Genomic DNA, 19,184 nt, shown 5'->3' with positions numbered 1-19,184 from the left:
CTGAATACCCAGCAAAGGGCACAGCCCTTCAATGAACAATTGGTTGACGCGTGACAGGCTGAGAAGGTTGGCTGCCTGCTCGTACAAACTGCGAATGCGCGTTTCCAGCTCAGCGAAGCATGGAGCCCGACGATAGCTCATGGCGATGGTCTTCCAGTGCTGTGCCGCCCAGTCCGGCTCGCTGATCTCCACTTCGTTGATCAACTGTTCGAAACGACCCTTGGCTTTTACCGGAATCGTCAGCCAATGCTCGCCCTGAGCGATCTTTATCTTATTACGGTTACGCCAGTCTCGACGGGTGTACTGCACATCGTCGTAAAACACGAAAACATCGACGCTTCGAATCAAGTCGAAATAGCCCTTCCATGGGATGTAGTTCGATTGCAATATCGCAACTTTCTTACCCATTCCAATCCCCAACTGCTCGGCAATAGCAAATCCTCAGCCCGTCAATATATTGCCAAAAGACATGAAAAAGCCGGGCCCGCACCCGGCTTCTGCAATTCTCGCGCCAGCATTTAAATTTCCGTTAGCCAATCTAGGTTCGGCTGCACTGCCTCCCCATCTCGAACGGTAAACTGCTGTTGATACCCAAACGCAGATGGCCAGCGAGCCTCCAGCGACGAATCAATGCGCTCGGGCGCCATAGACGACGAGCTAAGCACCAGACGCGCGCGTGGTGTCCAAACCACCAAATGCCCCGCTTGCTCAACCGCAAGGGACAATTCAATGTCCGCATTGGGCCTTGTAGAAAGACCACCAATCTGCCGGAATACATCTTTGCGTACCATAAGGCATTCGCCAGCCACCCCCTTACAACTGCGAACTGAAAGCGGCCAACGGGCGCTTTCCACTACTCTAGGACTAGCGCCATGCCATGGCGCTTGCACCAGGCCGCCCCTCACCAATTCAAAACCAGCATGGGCCATTGCACCATCGGCGTCGTACAACGCAGCTCCAACAACTCCCACTTCCGGCCGCTGCGCCTCGTTGAGCAGCACTTCAACCCATGCCGGCGTTTGTACCCGGCAACGTTCTGACAACAGGATAAGATATTCCCCCCTTGCTTCGCCTGCCGCAAGATTAAGCCACTCCGCTTGAGAAGCACCTTGTTTCGCAGAGACCGCACGCACACGCACAGAAAACGACTGCAGAGTATCCAAACCAGATAGTGAGCCTTTACCTCCAACTAGTATAATTTCGTAGCGCGGATAACGAGTACGCTGCAACACAGCTGTTACGCAAGCCTCCAGTTGTCGCTCATCACCCTCGGACGCCACCAATATACTTACCAGTGGAGTACTATCATGGCGGTAGTCAATTCCCAGCCCCCGACTACCTTCATCACTGACTTGAGCCCGATAACCCAACCGCTTTAGGTGACCACTGACAATCGAAGCTGCTACCGACGATAGCTCCGAGGAAGGCTCTTGGCCGATCACCAGATATTCGTCCATATGTGCAACACCCGCTACGCCCTTTGCTTCGACTATACGCAATAGCATTTCAAACTCTACGCCATGGCGATGTATTTGCGCATAACCACCAAGATCCAGCACGGTTTGACGGCGAACAAGCCAATGACGCGACATAAGCCCCGGCTGTGTGCGTAGCAAATCCAGATTGGCGCCAGGCCGAGCGATGCTCAATAGCCCCCCCCGCACATCCCGCTGCACCTCGTTAGCGGCAATAGCATGGCAGGTCGAGGCCTGCTGGACTTCCACCATCAAACGCAGCAGTCCGCCGCCCAGTAATACATCACCCGCCTCCAGCAAAAGCAGCCAGTCACTCGGAAGCTGGCGCACCACCTCATTAAGATGATTTACCCAGTTGCTTTCGGCAACCCTAATGAAATGCAAGGTATCACGTGCAGTTGTAACCGCCGGCAGCCGCCCCGCTTTGAGTACAACGAGTTTAAAATTGCTAACACCGGCAGCGAGTATGCTATCGAACGTGGTCTGAAGAGCTATATCGTCATTGCCCAAATCCAGCACAATGAAAGCAAATTGCTCAGAACAACGTGCATTGATTGCTGCTGATACACGCTGCCGGGTCATTACATCAGGATGAGCAGCTTCGAGCGCACGAAGTATACGCCCCGAGGGAGTAACCTGTAGCCGCAACTCATAGGCGGTACTAGGAACTCGCTCAAGACGTGAAAGCCACCCCTTTAGCTCCTCAGCTCGCTCTTGATTATCAGCCTCAGTCAGCGTCTGCAGCAGTTTTTTACATAGTTCTGGATCAAACAAGCCCAGAGCCAGAGCTTGCCAATAACGCAACTGCAAGCTCTCGACAGTATCATTGGGGTGCTCTTGAAGCAGGTCGCGCTGGCGCACCCATACCCCCTCCAGAGCGTCATATTGGGCTTTCCCAGCAGGCCAGGCGTGGCACAAGAACTCCACTGCCGATAACTGCGAGAATAACCCGCTATTATAATAAGGCATCTCCACCCATTGACGTACCTCGAAGGAACGCTCAGGATCATTGACGACACTATTCCAACTAGAAGTGAACAACAACGTCGCATCGCCATGATCGTAAGTGTTTCGCACAAATTCGCTGAGAATCACATAGTGACTATCGCCATTACGTGGTGCGTTTTGCTTACTGTCCCAATCACGCAAGAAGTGCAACGCACGATTCAGCCTTTCCTCACGCACAGTCAAACTGCAGGAGTCAAATTTATAAGCACTCAAGACATCCGTCTGATCCAACTGAGCGATCTCACCCAGCGCCAGAATGGAATAGGCTAGACCAAGGCGAAACGACGCTTCGTCACTGAATGGCGGAGCTTCGGCCAACGCAGCCTGCAATGCAGATACCCTGACTACTGCCCTCCAGGCCTGACGGCCAGCTTGTGCATAATGCTGGAGCCGCGACAGCGCTCCGGAACCATTTTGCACCCCTAAGTGTGCCCCAAGCTTGTAGTACTTCACTTCAGCGCTGCCAACTACCATTCCAAGGGCATAACCTTGGGCAGCTATCATCAAAGGTTGCGCATGCAGGCATTCCACTGCGTGCTGCAAGGCAGACTCAAGAACGAAGTCGCTTTCCTCCGCCAAGACGACGAAAGGCGTCGTCACCTGACTCAATGTACTAGCAAGGCAATCCCGAATGGATGTGTTCGCAACGTTGACGGAGGAGGTCTCGAAAGCCAGGCTCGGAATACCGGCTTGCTGGTAATAATACTGTGCACGGGTCTGGTAAGCATTCTGGCCCTGCCCCAGTACAATCACGGTCACTTCATTACTGGATGCTGCTGCAATATCCGCCATAACGGCCTCTCTAATTATTTGAGCCAAACAACGCGTCGCCGAACTTCAGGTTCAATCTGCTAGCCAGGCATTGGCCCAATGTTGCAGGTGATGCCGCGACAGTACATAGTCACTTAGCACAGCTTCACGCAATGCATCCCCTTGCTGATAGCTGGCATGCGGATCGCCAAGATGCATACGAATTGCCTCAAGCCAGTATTCGGCCTCATTACGTTTAACCCGAGTACAAGGTAAATAGCCCGCATACGCTTTGGTTTCCGTACAAATTACCGGATAGCCGCAAGCGCCATACTCCAGAAGCCGCAGGTTACTTTTACAATCGTTGAATAAGTTCTGCTCGAGCGGCGCTAGCGCCAAATCGAGGTTCATGCTGGCCAACTTCCGGGGATACTGAGCCATCGGCACGCCCTTGTGGAATTCCTTCACGTAGGGGCGCAGCATCTCTGGACACATGCCAAAGAAAACCCAATCGACTTCATCCGCCAACGTTCGAACAACCTCTAGCATCATCTCCAGATCCCCACGATGACTGGACCCTCCCGCCCAGCCGACCCGGGGCTTGGCACTGGTTTGGCGCCGGCTCAAAAGCCCAGCCCACAGCGAGGCAGCCAACATATTAGGAACAACCCGAATGTCGTGATGCATATGCGACAAAGCGTCCGCCAATGGCTGAGTAGAAACAACTAATCGATCACAAAGACCGACAGCTTGCCCCAATAGTTGAGCAATATTCTTGGGCCAATTGCGAGCGTGGTCGTTCTTCGCGGAGGGCTCCAATATATAATCGTCAATTTCAAAGACTCGCCTAGCATTGGAAAACTGTCGAATGTCAGCGATTTCCTGAATATTCTCGGCAGAGCAGCGAAGCTGTAGGATCATCACATCCGGCTTCTCACGCTCAGCCGTGTAAGGATCCGGCATTTGATAACTAACCTGCCCCTGAACCCACCCCTCACGCTCCAGCTCAGTGAATGGCTGAATGACCCGATAATGCCCCACAGCGGAAGTGTTGAATGGCAATGCCAAGACCGATGGCATAGCCCGAGAGATAAAGGGATCCCAGCCGCTACGCGACCCCGGTTCTAACCTGAACCCTCCCTGCTTCAAGCTGAGGTTTTTATTATAAGCAGGGTCATTGGCTACATCCGCCAACCAACGCTGGTAAAACACCCGCTCATCCTCTATACGTCGTGCTGCGGTGCTCGCGTTCAAACGAGCCACTTTTGAGAATGGCGTCCAAACCACCAAGTAGCCCGCTTCACGCACTCGCAGGCAGAAATCGGCGTCGAAGTAGGCTTGCTGCAAAGCTTGTGTATCCAAGCCTTGCAACTCGATGAACAATTCTCGACGGACCAATAGACAATCCAAGCTTACAGCGGACCAGTTTTGCACCACCCGCAGGCGGTCCAGGTAACTATCGCCATCTGCAGGACTCCCTGCAAACGGGTTTCCTGCCACGCCAGCCAAACCGAGCACCAGCGCACTGGAGGCGGCGGTGCCATCGCCGGCATAAAGTTTTGGCCCAACCACCCCAACTTCTGGGCGCTGCGCCTGGCACATCAGTTCTTGTAACCATTGCGAATCAAATAGCGCACAACCTACATCGAGCAGCAATAAATAGTCGCCATAAGCGTATTCAGCAGCGTGATTTAGACTCGCGGCAATCCCTAGCACGCCGAGGTCAAGGACCCTTAACTGGGCGCTCTGTAAGCTTTTCATTGCCATCAACCAGTTCTGCAGTTCGACTGGCTCATTGCCCCTAGCGACTAGCAGCACTTCATAGTTGCCATAGTGGGTGTGCGCCAGCAGCGATTCGACGCAACGACGCAACGTGAGAAGGTCGTTGCCCACCTGAATCAGAATGGAAACGCTTGCTGGCTGCCCATGCTGATAAATCACGCGGGCCGCGAAACTACCTTCGATAGCCCTTACCTCCGCAGCCACGCCCATTCGTTGCAAGTGAGCACTCACGACCTTAACAGATAGAGCACGTACTGCTGAGTCACATACCCAATCGGCATAGGTATTCTGACTCTGCACCAGCAACTCGGGAATGTGCTTGACTACCTGTAAGCCATGGGTTTCGACCAAACGCCAGAGCAGGTCGTGGGGCGCCAATTCTGCGAATCGTGCATCAAAGCCACCCAGCGCACTCATAGCTTCACAATTGAACGCCAATTGTCGACCGACATAGGGCATGCTGCGCATCAAATCAAGATTGAAGTCAGGCTTGAAAATTGGCTGGCCTGACTCTCGTCCGTTATAGCCACCTTCATCAAAGTAAAGGCACAAGCTGCCAGTAACCAACGCCATTCGCTCAGCCATTATCACTAGAGCCTGATTATGCAGAAGATCCCCCGCCTGCAACAGCAGGATCCAATCAGCGCGCACTTCGCGGATCAACGAATTGATATCGCAAAAACCTTCATCGTGGCGAGCGCGATAATGGACATCAGCAAGCGGCTGTGTCGGACACGGCAGACCAAGCACTTGAATGGAACTAGCCGCATAAGATTGCGCAATCAGGCTATCTAAAGTGGCGCGCAGCGCTAACTCCTGATCCTCGTTGCAGAACACCACAGGCATTATTCGAGGTCGGCAAGGCCACTGCTCCATACGCTTAGGCAGCAAGCGTACTTGCCCTACCGACAACGAGCGCGTTTCGAGCCACTCCGCGTACAGATCAGCAAAAGTAAGACTATGGGTACCCACTTGCTGCTCAAAGAAGGCTAGCTGCTTGGATGTAAAGTTCCGTACATCCAACTCCTTCCAATCTGCCTCATGCCCATAACCACTGGAGCCCATCGGCAAGTAACGCACCCATCCCTCGGCAGGCTCCCTTTCACCAGTTCTTGCCGCCAACATCTGCTGCAGCCAGTCGGTCTCAATCTTGGCTGCTTCAACCATTGAAACGTGATAACTCAGCCTTCCCGCGTGAACTCTCTCAATACTCCAAGCGTGCTCCAACGTGACCAAGTGTCCGCGTCGCAGCAAGCAAATATACACAGCCATATCCAAGCGAGCAGTGAACCCCTTCCCGTCCTGCACCAACGCGCCCAAGTACTCCTCCACCTGAACCCGCCGAAAAAGTGCATGACTGATACCACCAAAGATATTTGCAGCACTCTCAGCCACACAAGCGAGCAGATCGGTACCATAAAGTATTGCTGACGATGGAGCTATAACTGCACTGAGTGGTCGAGAAGGCAATAATACATCATCAGCATCACAAACCAATCGCTGGTTAATCACCATGCTCGCCTGTTCGTGCTGGCGAAAAGCCTGGGTCTGATGTGCAATGCACTGAACCATCAACAGGTCATCATCGCAGAGAAACTTAATAAATTCTCCCGAGGCATGATTCAGACAACATAGTAAGTTACAGGAAAACCCCAAACGTTTCGAATTACGCACATAACGGAATGCAACGCGCGAAAGACCACCCAACTCATCACAAATCGCTTTTATTTCCATCCCCGGACTGTCATCACAAACGACGATTTCCAAGTTCGGATAATTCTGATCCAACGCACTAGCTAGCGCACCGCGAAAAAAAGCAGGATTGAACGCTGGGATAGCGATTGTGACGAGAGGTTGTGCGTTCACGCGTTGCTCACTTAAGCAGTAAAACAGCTATATGGCGAAATTTGCAAGACGACCTTTAATTCAGGTCTTCTCGCATATATTTTCTTGATCAGATGTAATTGACCAACGACAGCCCCGCGATTTTCGCGTAAGCCTGCAATGAAGCCTGCAACATGTTGGATTGCATGTTCAGGCGCAGCATCACCTCAGCCGGATCGCTTTCACGGATCGAGCTTTGCGTCTTGGTATTTTCAGCGCTCAGCGCTTCGTTGGTTTCCGCCTGCACATCCAGCGCCTGCCCACGCCCACCGATAGCGCTGATGGAGGAAGACACCTGATTTATGGCACTCGATACGTTACCCATGGCCGAGTCCAGCGAAGCCAGGAAGTTTTGACGCGCAACCGGGTCGCTATCCACTGGCGTACTCAACGCCGTGCGCAACTTACTGATCGTATCAAGCACGTTCTGGGTCTGATGAGTATCCACTTTCACCCCAAACGAATCACCTGCACTCGGCGGCCCGGAAAGCTCGAAGCTGACCCCGGCGGCGGTTGCGGTAGTGCCATTGGGACCACCCAGCGATCCCTTGGCCACTGGGCGGCTATCGTCGGTTACCGGCGATGCATAGAGCTCGAACGTCGAACTGCTGGTGAACTTGAGCACTGCGCCCACTGACGGGAATGCTGCCTCGTATGCATTCTGGTCAGTGATGGTGGCACCTGTAATCTGCTCCGAAGAGGCGTTACCTGGGCTGCGCGCACCCGACACTTCATCGGGTTTGGAACTCAGGGTGAACTGATGGCCTGCAATTACGGCATCTTCGTTACCCTTGTCGCCATCCTTGTAGGTGATATCCAAGCGCAGATCAACGCCACGGAAGCTGATGCCAGCCCCCTCGGCATTAGGGTCAAACTTCCCTCCCCCACTCGCCTCGAGCGTAACGTCATTACCCTCAGCGTCGGTGATCTTGTACTCAGTGCTGCTGAGAAACTCGATCGTGTACGGCTCGCCGCCAAGGAACCGATCATTGTAGGTAGAGCTACCAGCAACCTGACCATTGGACATGTTGATACGCCCATCATCGACCGCCGGCGCAGTCAGCTGAGTCTGGGTCCGACTGGTATTGAGCGCCTGCTCGAAGGCGTCATAACCGGTTTCGTTGGCAGCCAGGCTGAGCATGTCTCCCACCTGCAGGTTCAACTTGCCTTGATCGCCCTGGTAGCTGTAGGTGCCGTCTGCATTACGGACGTAAGGCGGCGTATCGCCCTTGGAGCCCGAGAAAATGTACTTGCCACTTTCGTCCCGGCTATTCATCAGGTTGAACAGCTGATCTTCCAATGACGCCAGTTCGTCAGCATTGGCCTTTCGATCAGCATCTGTAAACGCACCGTTACCAGAACTAATGGCCAGCTCATTCACACGCTGTAGCACGTTACCAATCGAAGTCAGGGTACTTTCCGCAGTCCCCAGCGCGTTACGCACATTGACGGTATTGGTCGAATACTGCTTCAACATGCTCTGCTGCTGCTCAAGCTGCAGCAAACGCGCAGCGCCCACCGGGTCGTCCTTGCCGGAACGCACGCGAATGCCATCGCTGGCCTCCTGCTGGCTCTTCACCGTCTTCGCAAAGTTGCTCTGATAGTTGGCCTGGTTGGTGTTGTAAAACTGCGAAGTAGAGATGCGTACGCTCACGATCTACGGCTCCTTAAAGACTGTTGATCAGGGTGGCGAAAGTTTCCTGGGCCGCCTTGATGATCTGCGACGACGCGGTGTAGTACTGCTGGAACTTGACCAGGTTGCCGACCTCTTCGTCCACCGACACGCCCGACAGGCCGTTGCGACTGTCCAGTGCCGAGGTGTGCAATGCATTGGTGGCGTCACTGTCCATCTGCGCCTGGCCGGCCTTGCCACCGACGTTGGACACCAGCTTGGCGTAGGCATCGGTGAAGCTGATGCCCTTGCCATTGGCACCCACTTCGATCGTGGACTTGGTCTGCAGGTCAATAACCGCCTGAGCATTGCGGTTGTCCGACGAGCCTGCGCCGGTCAAGGCCACGGTGTAGCTGTCACCGTTCTGTGGCGCGCCGGAAACGCTCATTTCAAAAGTGAAGTTGCCGCCCAGGGAGTTGCCATTGCCATCCACCATCGGCACCGACAACTGCAGCTTGTTCTCCTGGCCCGGCACGATGGTGCCGCTGCCAATCTCAGTGCCCTTGGCGTCGTACATCTTGTAGGCCTGGGGCGAGGTGGTGTCATCACCAAACACCAGCTTGACCGGGGTCGAATAGGTCAGACCCGCCTGCAACTGCGAACGCTGGGCACCATTGTAGATGTCAAGTTTCGATGTCAGCGTCGGCTGAGTGATTACGCCGGTGCCTTTGTTGCCCGAGCCACTGGTGGCGCTAAGCGGTGACGATAGCGCCAAGCCTTTGGGGTCGGTAAGGACGGTCTCGATGCCTGCGGCGGCATTGCGAGTCGGGGTAATCTTGAAGCTGTCGCCAGCGGCCAAGCCACCGCCGTTGAGCGACAGTGTGAAACCGTCGATCACAGGTGCAGGGTCATCGCTGAGGTCATAGCGGCCCATCTCGGTACCTTCCGGCAGCTTGCGCACGCTGTAACCCGTGGCACTGGTGAAGGTTACCTGGTAATCGCTGGTGGACAGCTTGCCGGTGTCTTTGATGGTGACATCGAGGTTGCCGGAGCCGGCGCTGTTGGTCGACTTGGCGATGCTGCGCTCACTGATGGCCTTGGCACTGTTGATATCACCGAACAAGGTGGCGCCGAAGTTGCCGTTCTTGTCGACGCCCTGAGCCAGCTGGCTGTTGATGGCATCGGCCACCGCCAGCGCCACGCGCCCCAACTCATTGAGGGCCGGGTCGAGGGTCTCGGTACGGTAGCGGATCAAGCCCCCCAGCTCGCCACCGGTGGCACTGCTGGTGATGTCCATCTTGGTCGAGCCGCGATTGAGGATCAGGCTTGAACGGGTCGGGTCGGCCGCGCTTGGCTCCACGCCCAAGGTCTGGGTGGTATTACCCAGCACCAGCGCTTGTCCGTTCTTCAGGTAAATATCGTAGTTGCCTTCACGCTCGACCACGTCGGTGCCAATCAGCTTGCTCAGCTCACGCACCGCACCATCACGCTGGTCAAGCAGGTCGTTGGGTTGACCGGCAGTGGCACCGACCCGCGTGATCTGAGTGTTCAGCTCCGCGATGGTCTTGGTCAGGTTGTTCACCTGATCGGCAATCCCGGCCATGTTGCTGTTTACGTTGCTCAACTGCTGGTTGAGCTGCGACGACAAGGTGTTGAAGCGCTTGGCCAGGGACTGCGCGCTGGACAACAGCAATTGGCGCGAAGAGTCTTCCGCCGGCTTGGCAGCCGCATCCTGCATGGCGGTAAAGAATGTTTTCAGCGCAGCGGTAATACCGGTATCGCTACTGGACAACGAAGTATCCAGCGGCGTGATCTGATCCAGGTACGAGGACGCCTCACTGCTCAGCGAGGTGGTGGTACGCAGCTGGTTCTCGATGAATGCGTTGTACACCCGGCGCACGTCCGCCAACGTGGTGCCCGTGCCAATGAACACCTGGCCGACTTGTTGCCCGCCCTTGGTCTTTTGCACGTTCTGTTGGCGCGAGTAGCTTTCGACATCGGCGTTGGCGATGTTGTTACCGAGGGTGTACATCCCCGATTGCGCGGCACCCAGCCCCGACATACCAATGTTGATCAGACTCGCCATGGTTCCATACCTTTAAAGTTTTGTTGCGGTACCGAGCATTGCGTAGTGCTCGTACGACTTCATCTGTCTTGCGATCTGCGAGATCTTGCTGGCGTAATTCGGGTCGGTGGCGTACCCGGCCTTTTGCAACTCTTGCACGAACTGTTCTGGTTTATCGGCGGCCTTCACCGCATCTTGATAGCGTGAATTGTTCTGCAGCAGGCTGACCAGGTCGTGGAAGCTGTCCTGGTAGGAATCGTAAGAACGGAACGCCGCCGTCTCCTTGACGAACTGGCCATCACGGTACTCGCTGGTAATCGCCCTCGCCTCACCGCCGCCCCAGTTGCCAGTGGCTTTGATGCCGAACAGGTTGTGGCTGCTGCTGCCGTCGGTGTTGCGCATGACCGACTTGCCCCACCCGGTTTCCAGTGCGGCCTGGGCCACCAGGTAGCGCGGGTCGATACCAATGCGCTTGGCCGCCTGTTCGGCCATCGGCAGCATGGTGGCGACGAACTCATCGCTGTCGCCAAAGGCTTTGTTCGGCGCCAGCGGTGGCTGGGCCACGGCGCGGCCGACGATGCGCAGGCCGTTGTCCGGCACGGCGAAGGCCTTGGCCACTTGCTGGCCGTCACGGGCAGGCACGGTGGCGGTGTTGGCCGTGGCCGCCGACGGCACGATACCGGCCAACAGGCGGTCGGTGAGCTTGCTCGGCAGCGCCAGACGACGCGAATTGAGCGCAGCGACGTCGTTGCGGGTGGCGGTCGACTGGGTGGCATGCGCCGGCTCGGCCACCTTGTTGCCCCACAATGTCGGGGCGTTGCCCTCGGTACGTGGAAACGGGCTGGTGCTGGCCGGGCTGGCCTTGTTCTTCGACAGCTGGCGCACCAACACATCCTGCAGCCCGATACCGCCACCTTCGCGCGACATGCTCACAGCCAGTTGCTGGTCATACATGTCACGGTACTGCTTCACCGTTTCGGTGTTCATCGGGTTGTCGTCAGCCAGCACGTCGCTGGCCTTGCGCGAGGCCTTGAGCATTTCGCTGATGAACAGCGACTCGAACTCCTGGGCGACCTTGCGCACGTTGGCATCGCTGTCGCGGTCGCCATGCTTGAGCGAGCTCAGGCGATTGAGGTCGGTGTAGGCACCGCTGTCGGCGCTGCCGGAAACCAGGCTTTTGCTGTTCATCCGCGCCGTCCTCAGATCACGATCAGGTCGGCTTGCAAGGCGCCGGCCTGTTTCAGGGCTTCGAGGATCGCCATCAGGTCACCAGGCGCTGCGCCCACCTGGTTCACCGCACGGACGATTTCATCCAGCGTGGTGCCCGGGCCGAACTTGAACATGGGCTTGGCTTCCTGCTCGGCATTGACCCGCGAACGTGGCACCACGGCGGTCTGGCCATTGGAGAGTGGCCCAGGCTGGCTGACGATCGGGTCTTCGGTAATGGTCACGGTCAGGCTGCCGTGGGTGACCGCCGCAGGCGACACCTTGACGTTCTGGCCAATGACGATGGTGCCGGTACGCGAGTTGATGATCACCTTGGCCACGGCCTGGCCCGGATCGATTTCAAGGTTTTCCAGGATCGACAGGTAATCCACGCGCTGGCTTGGGTCCATCGGCGCACTGACGCGCACCGAACCACCATCCACGGCCTGTGCCACACCAGGGCCGAGCAGGTCGTTGACCTTGTCGACGATACGCTTGGCGGTGGTGAAGTCGGGGCGATTGAGGTTCAGGGTCAGGGTATTCCCCTGGTTGAAGCCGCTCGGCACTGCACGCTCGACACTGGCACCGCCCGGAATACGGCCGGCCGACGGAACGTTGACGGTGATCTTCGAACCGTCACGGCCTTCTGCATCAAAGCCGCCGACGACCAGGTTGCCTTGGGCGATGGCGTAGACGTTGCCGTCGATACCCTTGAGCGGGGTCATCAGCAGGCTGCCGCCGCGCAGGCTCTTGGAGTTGCCGATCGAGGAAACGGTAATGTCCACCACCTGGCCAGGCTTGGCGAATGCCGGCAGGTCGGCATGCACCGACACCGCTGCAACGTTTTTCAGCTGCACGTTACCGGAACCGGCCGGCACCTTGATGCCGAACTGCGACAGCATGTTGTTGAAGGTTTGCAGGGTGAACGGCGTTTGGGTGGTCTGGTCACCCGTGCCGTTCAGCCCCACCACCAGGCCGTAACCGATCAACTGGTTGGAACGCACGCCAGAGATGCTGGCGATGTCCTTCAGGCGCTCGGCCTGGGCAGCGAACGCACAGGACAAGAGCAGGGTTGTGGCAATCAGCTGCCTCACGTTGAACATGGTCATCCGTACTCAGAAAGGCCAAAGCGGGCTGATGAAGAAGCGGTCCAGCCACCCGGGCTGGCTGGCATCGGCGAACGAGCCGGTACCGGAATAGGTGATACGCGCATCGGCCACACGGGTGGACGGCACGGTGTTGTCAGTGGCGATATCGTCAGCGCGGATCATGCCGGCAATACGCACCAGCTCTTCGCCGGTGTTCAGGGTCAGCCACTTCTCGCCACGCACGGCGATAATGCCGTTGGGCAACACTTCGGCCACGGTGACGGTGATGGAGCCGGTCAGGGTGTTGCCCTGGGTAGCTTTGCTATCGCCCTTGGTGGCGCGGTCGCCGCTGTAACCGGCCTCCAGCGAAAGGTCGCCGCCACCGAACGGGTTGTTGGTGTTGGGCGTGGTGCCGAACAGCGACGTCAGGCCGATGTCGGTCTTGCTGGTCTTGGCGATCTGCGAACCGGCGTTCTTGCTGGCGGACGTGCGCTCGTTAAGCGTGATGGTGATGATGTCGCCCACCCGGAACGCCTTGCGGTCGCTGTACAGGTTCTGCTCGAAACCGGCCTGGTAGATCGAACCGTTGTTGGCCGCTGCCGGCAACGGGGTGCGCGGCAGGACCGGCGCATAGTACGGGTCGTTGGGCTTGGGCGTCGGGCCGACGCAACCTGCCAGCAACACCGCCCCCCCCAGGGCGAACACGGACAACAGACGATTCATGATGCATACCTCACGGGTGTAACGAAGCTACTGGACTTAGAGCTGCTGAGTCACGAACGACAGCATCTGGTCGGCGGTGGAGATGACCTTGGAGTTCATCTCGTAGGCACGCTGGGTGGTGATCATGTTCACCAGCTCTTCCACCGTGCTGACGTTGGAGTTTTCCAGCGTCTGCTGCAGGGTAGTGCCGAAGCCGTTGAGGCCCGGGGTGCCGACCTGCGGCGCACCACTGGCAGCGGTTTCCAGGAACAGGTTGTTACCCATCGCCTGCAGGCCAGCCGGGTTGATGAAGTCGGCGGTCTGAATGTTGCCGATAACCTGCGCAGCCGGGTTGCCGGCGGTGGTGATCGACACGGTGCCGTCCTGGCCCACAGTGAAGGTCTGGGCGTCGTTCGGGACCACGATGGCAGGCTCCAGCGCCAGGCCATCAGCGTTGACGATCTGGCCGTCGGAGTTCAGGTGGAACGTACCGTCGCGGGTGTAGGAGACGGTGCCGTCAGGTTGCAGGATCTGGAAGAAGCCACGGCCATTGACGGCCATGTCCAACGGGTTTTCCGTGGTCTGCAAGCTGCCGGTCTGGAAGTTTTTCTGCGTGCCGACAATGCGCACACCGGTACCGACCTGCAGGCCCGACGGCAACTCGCTGTCCTGGGTAGACTGCGCACCTGGCTGACGCTTGATCTGGTACAGCAGGTCCTGGAATTCAGCACGATCACGCTTGAAGCCGGTGGTCGAGACGTTGGCCAGGTTGTTGGAGATGACCGTCAGGTTGGTGTCCTGTGCGGACAGGCCGGTTTTAGCGACCCAGAGAGCCGGAAGCATTTAGTGTTCTCCTCGTGCGCCTGATTTACGGCACCCGTTCAAATGTGGTTAGCCGAGTTGCAAAACACGCGCCATGGCTTCATCGCCTTCCTTGGCCGCGTTCATCATCTTGACGTGCAGTTCGAACTGACGGGACAGCGCCAGTACAGAGGTCATTTCCTCGACAGCGTTGACGTTGCTGCCTTGCAGAAAGCCTGATACCACCCGCACGTTGATGTCGGCATCGGCGGGTTGCCCGGAAGTGGTATGGATCAGCCCGTCCTGGCCTTTGGTCAGGCCTTTGGTGTCGGGGTTGACCAGCTTGATGCGGTCGACCTCTGCCATCACGCGCGGGTCTTCACCCATGGAGCGGATGCTGATGGTGCCATCGGAGCCGACTTCGACCTTTTGCTCAGGCGGGATGGCAATGGGGCCGCCGTTGCCGAGCACAGGCATGCCGTTGCCGGCACGCAGCACCCCGAGGGCATCGATGTTCAGGCTACCGGTACGCACATACGCTTCGCTGCCATCTGGCGCCTGCACGGCGATGAAACCATTACCGCTCACGGTCACATCCAGGTCGCGACCGGTTTCCACCATCGGGCCTTCACTGAAATCGGTGCCCGGGCGCTCGGTCATGGCAAAGGCACGCGCCGGAAAGCTGTCACCAAACACCGGCATCGAGCGCGCCTGCTCAAGATCGCGCTGAAAGCCATTGGTAGAAATGTTGGCCAGGTTGTTGGCATGCGCCTTCTGCGCCAGCGCGTTCTGGCTGGCCCCGGTCATGGCCACATAAAGCATCTTGTCCACAATCATCCTCCGTTGCACTGGCGGCCGTTTGCCGTTCGCCGTTGCTCTACAGGGGCTAAAGCAAGTTCCGAACCAACTTGCCAAAAGCACGAAAAAGCCCATGAATACGGGCAATTGGGGAAGCCCGGGCGACGACAGCCGCCGGTTATCCGGCGCTGCTTTGCCGCTGGCGGCAAAACGGTTTCATCTACAGGCAAGCCTGTGCCTACGGCACGTCACGGCAACGCGCATTGTTGTAAGGCCCGGCAAAGCGCCTCCAACCTTCACCTGGCGACCACTGCGAACACACCAGACGCCCATCCACCAGACTTTCCCATCGCCAGTAAGGCGCCGGCGCCGCCTGCAGCTGACCAAGACAGCAGGCAACCAGCATTGCGACAAACAGCCTTTTCATCACCCCTCCTGCAAAAACAACGAACCCCTTCACGAGAAAGGGGTTCGCCTGTATGCACTCAAACAATCACGATCAAGTCATTTGAATGATGGTCTGCATGACGGTGCTTTCGGTCGAAATGGTCTTGGCGTTCGCCTGGTAGTAGCTCTGCGCCTTGATCAGATCAACCAGCTCCTGCGTCAGGTTGACGTTGGAACCTTCCAGCGAGTTGGACTCGATCGCGCCCAAGGTACCGGTTTTCGGCGAATCGATACCCGGAATGCCCGAGTTGTAGGTCTCGGTCCAACGGGTACTGCCGATTTGCTGCAGCCCCTGCTCGTTGGCGAAGCTCGCCAGCGCGACCTGGCCAATGGCGCGCGACTGGCCATTGCTGAAGGAGGCGAACAACACACCCGTCGCGTCGATGCTCAGGTTGGACAGGATGCCCGTGGCATAACCATCCTGGGACTGGGACATACGCGCCGTTTCAGTGTTGTAGGAAGTGGTGCTGGCCATCGACATTTTCATGCCGGCAGCATCGCCCACCGCACCGTTGGCACTCCAGTTACCCGACGCATCTTCGACTGCCGGCACCCAGCCAATCATGCTGAAGGTATTGTTGACGACCGTGAACGAGGTACCCGCCGGATGGCCCGTGTTGTCAGCTGTCATCGAGTTGACCGAACCATCGCTGTTGAATGCGATCGTGCCCACCAGTGGCTCCGTGCTGCCCGGGCTGAACGGGTTGCGCCCGTCAACGAGGGTGTACATGGTCCACTCGTTGGTACCGGTCTTGCGGTAGAACTGCTCCATGGTGTGTTCGTTGCCCTGACTGTCATACACCTTGGTCGGGAACGAGCGGGTATAGGTCGTATCGTCGGAAGGGTCAAACGGCTTGTTTGCCACCAAGGCAGGCGAGGTGACACCCAGCGACTGGTCGGTACCTGCCGCGCCACTGGCCACCCAGTCACCATTGGCATCCTGAGTGGCGGGCACCCAGCCGGTCATGGCAAACGCGCCATTGCTGACCGTGAACGACGCACCACTTGGCACGCCCGTGGTGTCAGCCACCATGGAGCTGATGGTGCCATCACTGTTGTAGTTGATGGTGCCAGCCAGCGGGGTGGTACTGGCCGGGTCGAACGGGTTGCGACCGTCGACCAGCGTGTACATGGTCCACTCGTTGGTGTCGGTCTTGCGGTAGTACTGCTGCACTTCGTGCTGAACACCATCAGCATCCAGCACGGTACTGGTGCTGGAGCGCTGATAAGTGCTTGGGTCCGCCGGGTCGAATGCGGCCATGGACGGCGGCTTGGTGTTGTCATACACCAGGAAAGGAATCGAGGCCGCCGAGGAGTTCAGGTTGATGCCCTGGTCGATCAACGAGGTTGCCTTGGGCTGCAATGCCGACGTGTCGATCTTCAGGTCGGTCAGGCCGCTTTTCTGGATCTTGCCGGTGGCATCCGCCATGTAACCTTGCAGGCGCAGGCCATCGGAGGTCTCGACGAAGTTGTCCTTGCTTGGCTGGAAGGAGCCCGCACGCGTGTAGACTTTCGAGCCGTTGTCAGACAGTACGAAGAAGCCCTGCCCCTGGATGCCCATGTCCAGCACGTTGCCCGTGGTGTTTACATCACCCTGGGTGAACTGCTGGGAAATGGCTGCCAGCCGCACACCATTGCCCACCTGGTTCTTGCCCACACCCAGGCGGTTGGCGCCCGCATAGACATCCGCGAACTCGGCACGCGAGGACTTGAAGCCCGTGGTATTGACGTTGGCGATGTTGTTACCGGTGACATCCAGTTGTTTGTTGGCTGCGTACAGACCGCTAAGGCCGATATTGAAAGACATGAGTTCGCTCCTTTTGCCGCTCTAGCGGGCCTTAGATACCGATGGTTTGCACGTCGGAGAGGGAGACCTTGCCTACACCGGCAAGGTTGAGCACCATTTCACCCGAGGCACTGAAGCTGACACTGGTGACCTTGGCCGGCAACAGCGTGCTCATTTGCACCGCCTTGCCATCGACTGTGGTGCTTGCGGTGAAGGTGTAAGTGCCCGGGTCCACTTTCTCGCCACTGTTGTTGGTACCGTCCCAGATGAAGTCGGCGTAACCGGCTTTCTGCTCACCCAACTCGATGGTCTTGACCGTGTTGCCGTCCTTGTCCTTGATGGTGATCTTCGCTTCACTGATTGCCTGAGGTACAACGAACTGGGCATTGAAGCTTTCAGCGGTGTCCACCACAGCCTTGTCGTTCTGAACCACCACCGACCGCCCTACCAGCGAAGATGCCTGAAGCGCTTGGGACGAAGCCATGGCACTGGTGATGGCGCTGACCGAGTCGTTCAGCGAGGTAATACCTTCCAGGCTGCTGAACTGCGCCAGCTGGGCAACGAACTCGCCGTTATCCTGCGGGTCCAGCGGGTTCTGGTGCTGCATCTGGGTGACCAGCAACTGCAGGAAGGCATCTTTGCCGAGCGAATCGGTGCCGGTCTTGGATGCAGTGTCCGTGGTCTTTTTGGTGCTGGTGCCCACGCCCGACGCCGACAGCACGTCATTGAGGTTCACACCGTTAGTATCGATTGCCATGGTCTGAATTCCTTATCACTGCCCCAGGGTCAGCACTTTCTGCATCATGGCCTTGGCCGTGTTCATCAGCTCGGCATTGGTCTGGAACGCGCGGCTGGCAGAGATCATGTCAGCCATCTCCTCGACCACGTTGACATTCGGGTAGTAGACGTAGCCGTCCTTGTTCGCCGCCGGGTGGTTCGGCTCGTAGCGAGCCTCCAGGGTGCTCTGGTCTTCGACGATGCCTTTTACCTGCACACCCTGCCCCGCCTCACCCTGGTCTTCGAACAGCGACTGGCTGCTGCCGGCCTGTGCATCCTGGAAGGTGGTGGCGAACACCGGATGGCGGGCGCGGTAGGTCTGGTCGATGCTCGAAGACACGGTCTCGGCGTTGGCAATGTTGGACGCAACGGTGTTCAGGCGCGTGTTCTGCGCGCTCATACCGCTACCGGCAATGTTGAAAACACTGGAAAGGGACATGGTCATTCTCCCCGAAGGGCAGAAACCAGCCCTTTGAATTTACTGTTGAGCAACGTGAAGCTGGCCTGGAAGCCAATGGCGTTTTCGGTGTAGTTCGATTGCTCGATCTGCGCGTCCACGGTGTTCTGGTCGATCGACGGCTGCAGCGGCGTGCGGTACTTGAGGGTATCGTCAGCGGCGATGGCGAGGCCTTCGGCTTCGATGTGCCGGCTGTTGGTACGGTCCATGGCGAAGCGGCCGGTTTGCTGCTTGCTGGTTTCGGCGGCGAGCACCGAAGAAAAGTCCATGTCACGCGCCTTGTAGTTGGGCGTGTCGGCGTTGGCGATGTTGTTGGCCAGCACTTCGGCGCGCTGGGCGCGGAAGCCCAGTGCCTTTTCGTGAATGCCAAGCGCCTTGTCGAAACTGATGCTCATGTCGGGGAAACCTTCAGAGGTTGACCGGAATGTCGTTGAGCAAGATATAGCAAGGGCTATGCCAACGCGTGCAAAGCCCGGAAACACGGGCTTTCTGGGTAGGGTGGGGTCAGGGTAATGCCAGAAAAGCGGCAAAGGCCTTCCGCCTTGG

Annotated in this window: 15 protein-coding genes; all 15 read right to left on the bottom strand. The window is 57.6% G+C overall.

The genetic code is table 11. The annotated features are described in order from the left end of the window. Window positions 1–408 (bottom strand): WbqC family protein (locus APH36_RS24085; RefSeq protein ID WP_177337132.1); only part of this gene is annotated, 408 nt, incomplete at its 3' end. 110 nt (window positions 409–518) lie between these two features. After that, on the bottom strand, window positions 519–3,275 hold the full coding sequence (locus APH36_RS24080; protein WP_082426448.1) for a glycosyltransferase: 2,757 nt from the start codon (window positions 3,273–3,275) through the stop codon (window positions 519–521). 51 nt (window positions 3,276–3,326) lie between these two features. Beyond that, window positions 3,327–6,881, bottom strand: a complete 3,555-nt coding sequence (locus APH36_RS24075; RefSeq protein ID WP_060500746.1) for a glycosyltransferase — start codon at window positions 6,879–6,881, stop codon at window positions 3,327–3,329. A gap of 88 nt (window positions 6,882–6,969) precedes the next feature. Continuing rightward, complete coding sequence (locus APH36_RS24070; protein ID WP_060500744.1) at window positions 6,970–8,553, bottom strand: flagellar hook-associated protein 3; 1,584 nt, start codon at window positions 8,551–8,553, stop codon at window positions 6,970–6,972. Window positions 8,554–8,566: 13 nt separating this feature from the next. Next, window positions 8,567–10,597 carry a flagellar hook-associated protein FlgK gene (flgK, locus tag APH36_RS24065; protein ID WP_060500742.1) on the bottom strand — a complete coding sequence of 677 codons (2,031 nt, stop codon included), beginning with the start codon at window positions 10,595–10,597 and terminating at the stop codon, window positions 8,567–8,569. A gap of 12 nt (window positions 10,598–10,609) precedes the next feature. Then, the gene (gene flgJ / locus APH36_RS24060) at window positions 10,610–11,764 is read right to left on the bottom strand and encodes a flagellar assembly peptidoglycan hydrolase FlgJ (RefSeq protein WP_060500740.1); all 1,155 of its coding nucleotides are present in this window, start codon (window positions 11,762–11,764) and stop codon (window positions 10,610–10,612) included. An 11-nt stretch (window positions 11,765–11,775) separates the two neighbouring features. Next, on the bottom strand, window positions 11,776–12,885 hold the full coding sequence (locus APH36_RS24055; protein WP_060500748.1) for a flagellar basal body P-ring protein FlgI: 1,110 nt from the start codon (window positions 12,883–12,885) through the stop codon (window positions 11,776–11,778). A gap of 12 nt (window positions 12,886–12,897) precedes the next feature. Continuing rightward, complete coding sequence (flgH, locus tag APH36_RS24050) at window positions 12,898–13,593, bottom strand: flagellar basal body L-ring protein FlgH (protein ID WP_060500738.1); 696 nt, start codon at window positions 13,591–13,593, stop codon at window positions 12,898–12,900. Window positions 13,594–13,629: 36 nt separating this feature from the next. Next, window positions 13,630–14,415 (bottom strand): flagellar basal-body rod protein FlgG, encoded by a 786-nt coding sequence (gene flgG, locus APH36_RS24045; protein ID WP_012051601.1) that lies wholly within the window; start codon window positions 14,413–14,415, stop codon window positions 13,630–13,632. Window positions 14,416–14,463: 48 nt separating this feature from the next. Next, a complete protein-coding gene (locus tag APH36_RS24040; protein WP_027609423.1) occupies window positions 14,464–15,204 on the bottom strand; it encodes a flagellar basal body rod protein FlgF in 741 nt (246 codons plus the stop codon). A gap of 205 nt (window positions 15,205–15,409) precedes the next feature. Beyond that, window positions 15,410–15,598: a hypothetical protein gene (locus tag APH36_RS32810; protein ID WP_082426447.1), complete on the bottom strand. Its 189-nt coding sequence runs from the start codon at window positions 15,596–15,598 to the stop codon at window positions 15,410–15,412. A 72-nt stretch (window positions 15,599–15,670) separates the two neighbouring features. After that, a complete protein-coding gene (locus APH36_RS24035) occupies window positions 15,671–17,425 on the bottom strand; it encodes a flagellar hook-basal body complex protein (RefSeq protein WP_060500736.1) in 1,755 nt (584 codons plus the stop codon). Window positions 17,426–17,456: 31 nt separating this feature from the next. Then, a complete protein-coding gene (flgD, locus tag APH36_RS24030) occupies window positions 17,457–18,161 on the bottom strand; it encodes a flagellar hook assembly protein FlgD (protein WP_016711819.1) in 705 nt (234 codons plus the stop codon). Between the two features lie 15 nt (window positions 18,162–18,176). Beyond that, window positions 18,177–18,620: a flagellar basal body rod protein FlgC gene (gene flgC / locus APH36_RS24025; RefSeq protein WP_060500734.1), complete on the bottom strand. Its 444-nt coding sequence runs from the start codon at window positions 18,618–18,620 to the stop codon at window positions 18,177–18,179. A gap of 2 nt (window positions 18,621–18,622) precedes the next feature. After that, window positions 18,623–19,033: a flagellar basal body rod protein FlgB gene (gene flgB, locus APH36_RS24020; RefSeq protein WP_060500732.1), complete on the bottom strand. Its 411-nt coding sequence runs from the start codon at window positions 19,031–19,033 to the stop codon at window positions 18,623–18,625. Between the last annotated feature and the right edge of the window lie 151 nt (window positions 19,034–19,184).

This window comes from Pseudomonas sp. NBRC 111133, assembly GCF_001320605.1.
GTDB lineage: Bacteria > Pseudomonadota > Gammaproteobacteria > Pseudomonadales > Pseudomonadaceae > Aquipseudomonas > Aquipseudomonas monteilii.
Note: the sequence above shows the minus strand (reverse complement) of the source record. Positions and strands in the feature narration are given on the sequence as shown.

What these genes read in the sequence shown, in the direction of transcription:
- APH36_RS24080 (WP_082426448.1), bottom strand. Translation starts at nt 3,275, where the DNA reads ATGGCGGATATTGCAGCAGCATCCAGTAATGAAGTGACCGTGATTGTA.
- flgK (WP_060500742.1), bottom strand. Translation starts at nt 10,597, where the DNA reads ATGGCGAGTCTGATCAACATTGGTATGTCGGGGCTGGGTGCCGCGCAA.
- flgJ (WP_060500740.1), bottom strand. Translation starts at nt 11,764, where the DNA reads ATGAACAGCAAAAGCCTGGTTTCCGGCAGCGCCGACAGCGGTGCCTAC.
- APH36_RS24055 (WP_060500748.1), bottom strand. Translation starts at nt 12,885, where the DNA reads ATGTTCAACGTGAGGCAGCTGATTGCCACAACCCTGCTCTTGTCCTGT.
- flgH (WP_060500738.1), bottom strand. Translation starts at nt 13,593, where the DNA reads ATGAATCGTCTGTTGTCCGTGTTCGCCCTGGGGGGGGCGGTGTTGCTG.
- flgG (WP_012051601.1), bottom strand. Translation starts at nt 14,415, where the DNA reads ATGCTTCCGGCTCTCTGGGTCGCTAAAACCGGCCTGTCCGCACAGGAC.
- APH36_RS32810 (WP_082426447.1), bottom strand. Translation starts at nt 15,598, where the DNA reads ATGAAAAGGCTGTTTGTCGCAATGCTGGTTGCCTGCTGTCTTGGTCAG.
- APH36_RS24035 (WP_060500736.1), bottom strand. Translation starts at nt 17,425, where the DNA reads ATGTCTTTCAATATCGGCCTTAGCGGTCTGTACGCAGCCAACAAACAA.
- flgD (WP_016711819.1), bottom strand. Translation starts at nt 18,161, where the DNA reads ATGGCAATCGATACTAACGGTGTGAACCTCAATGACGTGCTGTCGGCG.
- flgC (WP_060500734.1), bottom strand. Translation starts at nt 18,620, where the DNA reads ATGTCCCTTTCCAGTGTTTTCAACATTGCCGGTAGCGGTATGAGCGCG.
- flgB (WP_060500732.1), bottom strand. Translation starts at nt 19,033, where the DNA reads ATGAGCATCAGTTTCGACAAGGCGCTTGGCATTCACGAAAAGGCACTG.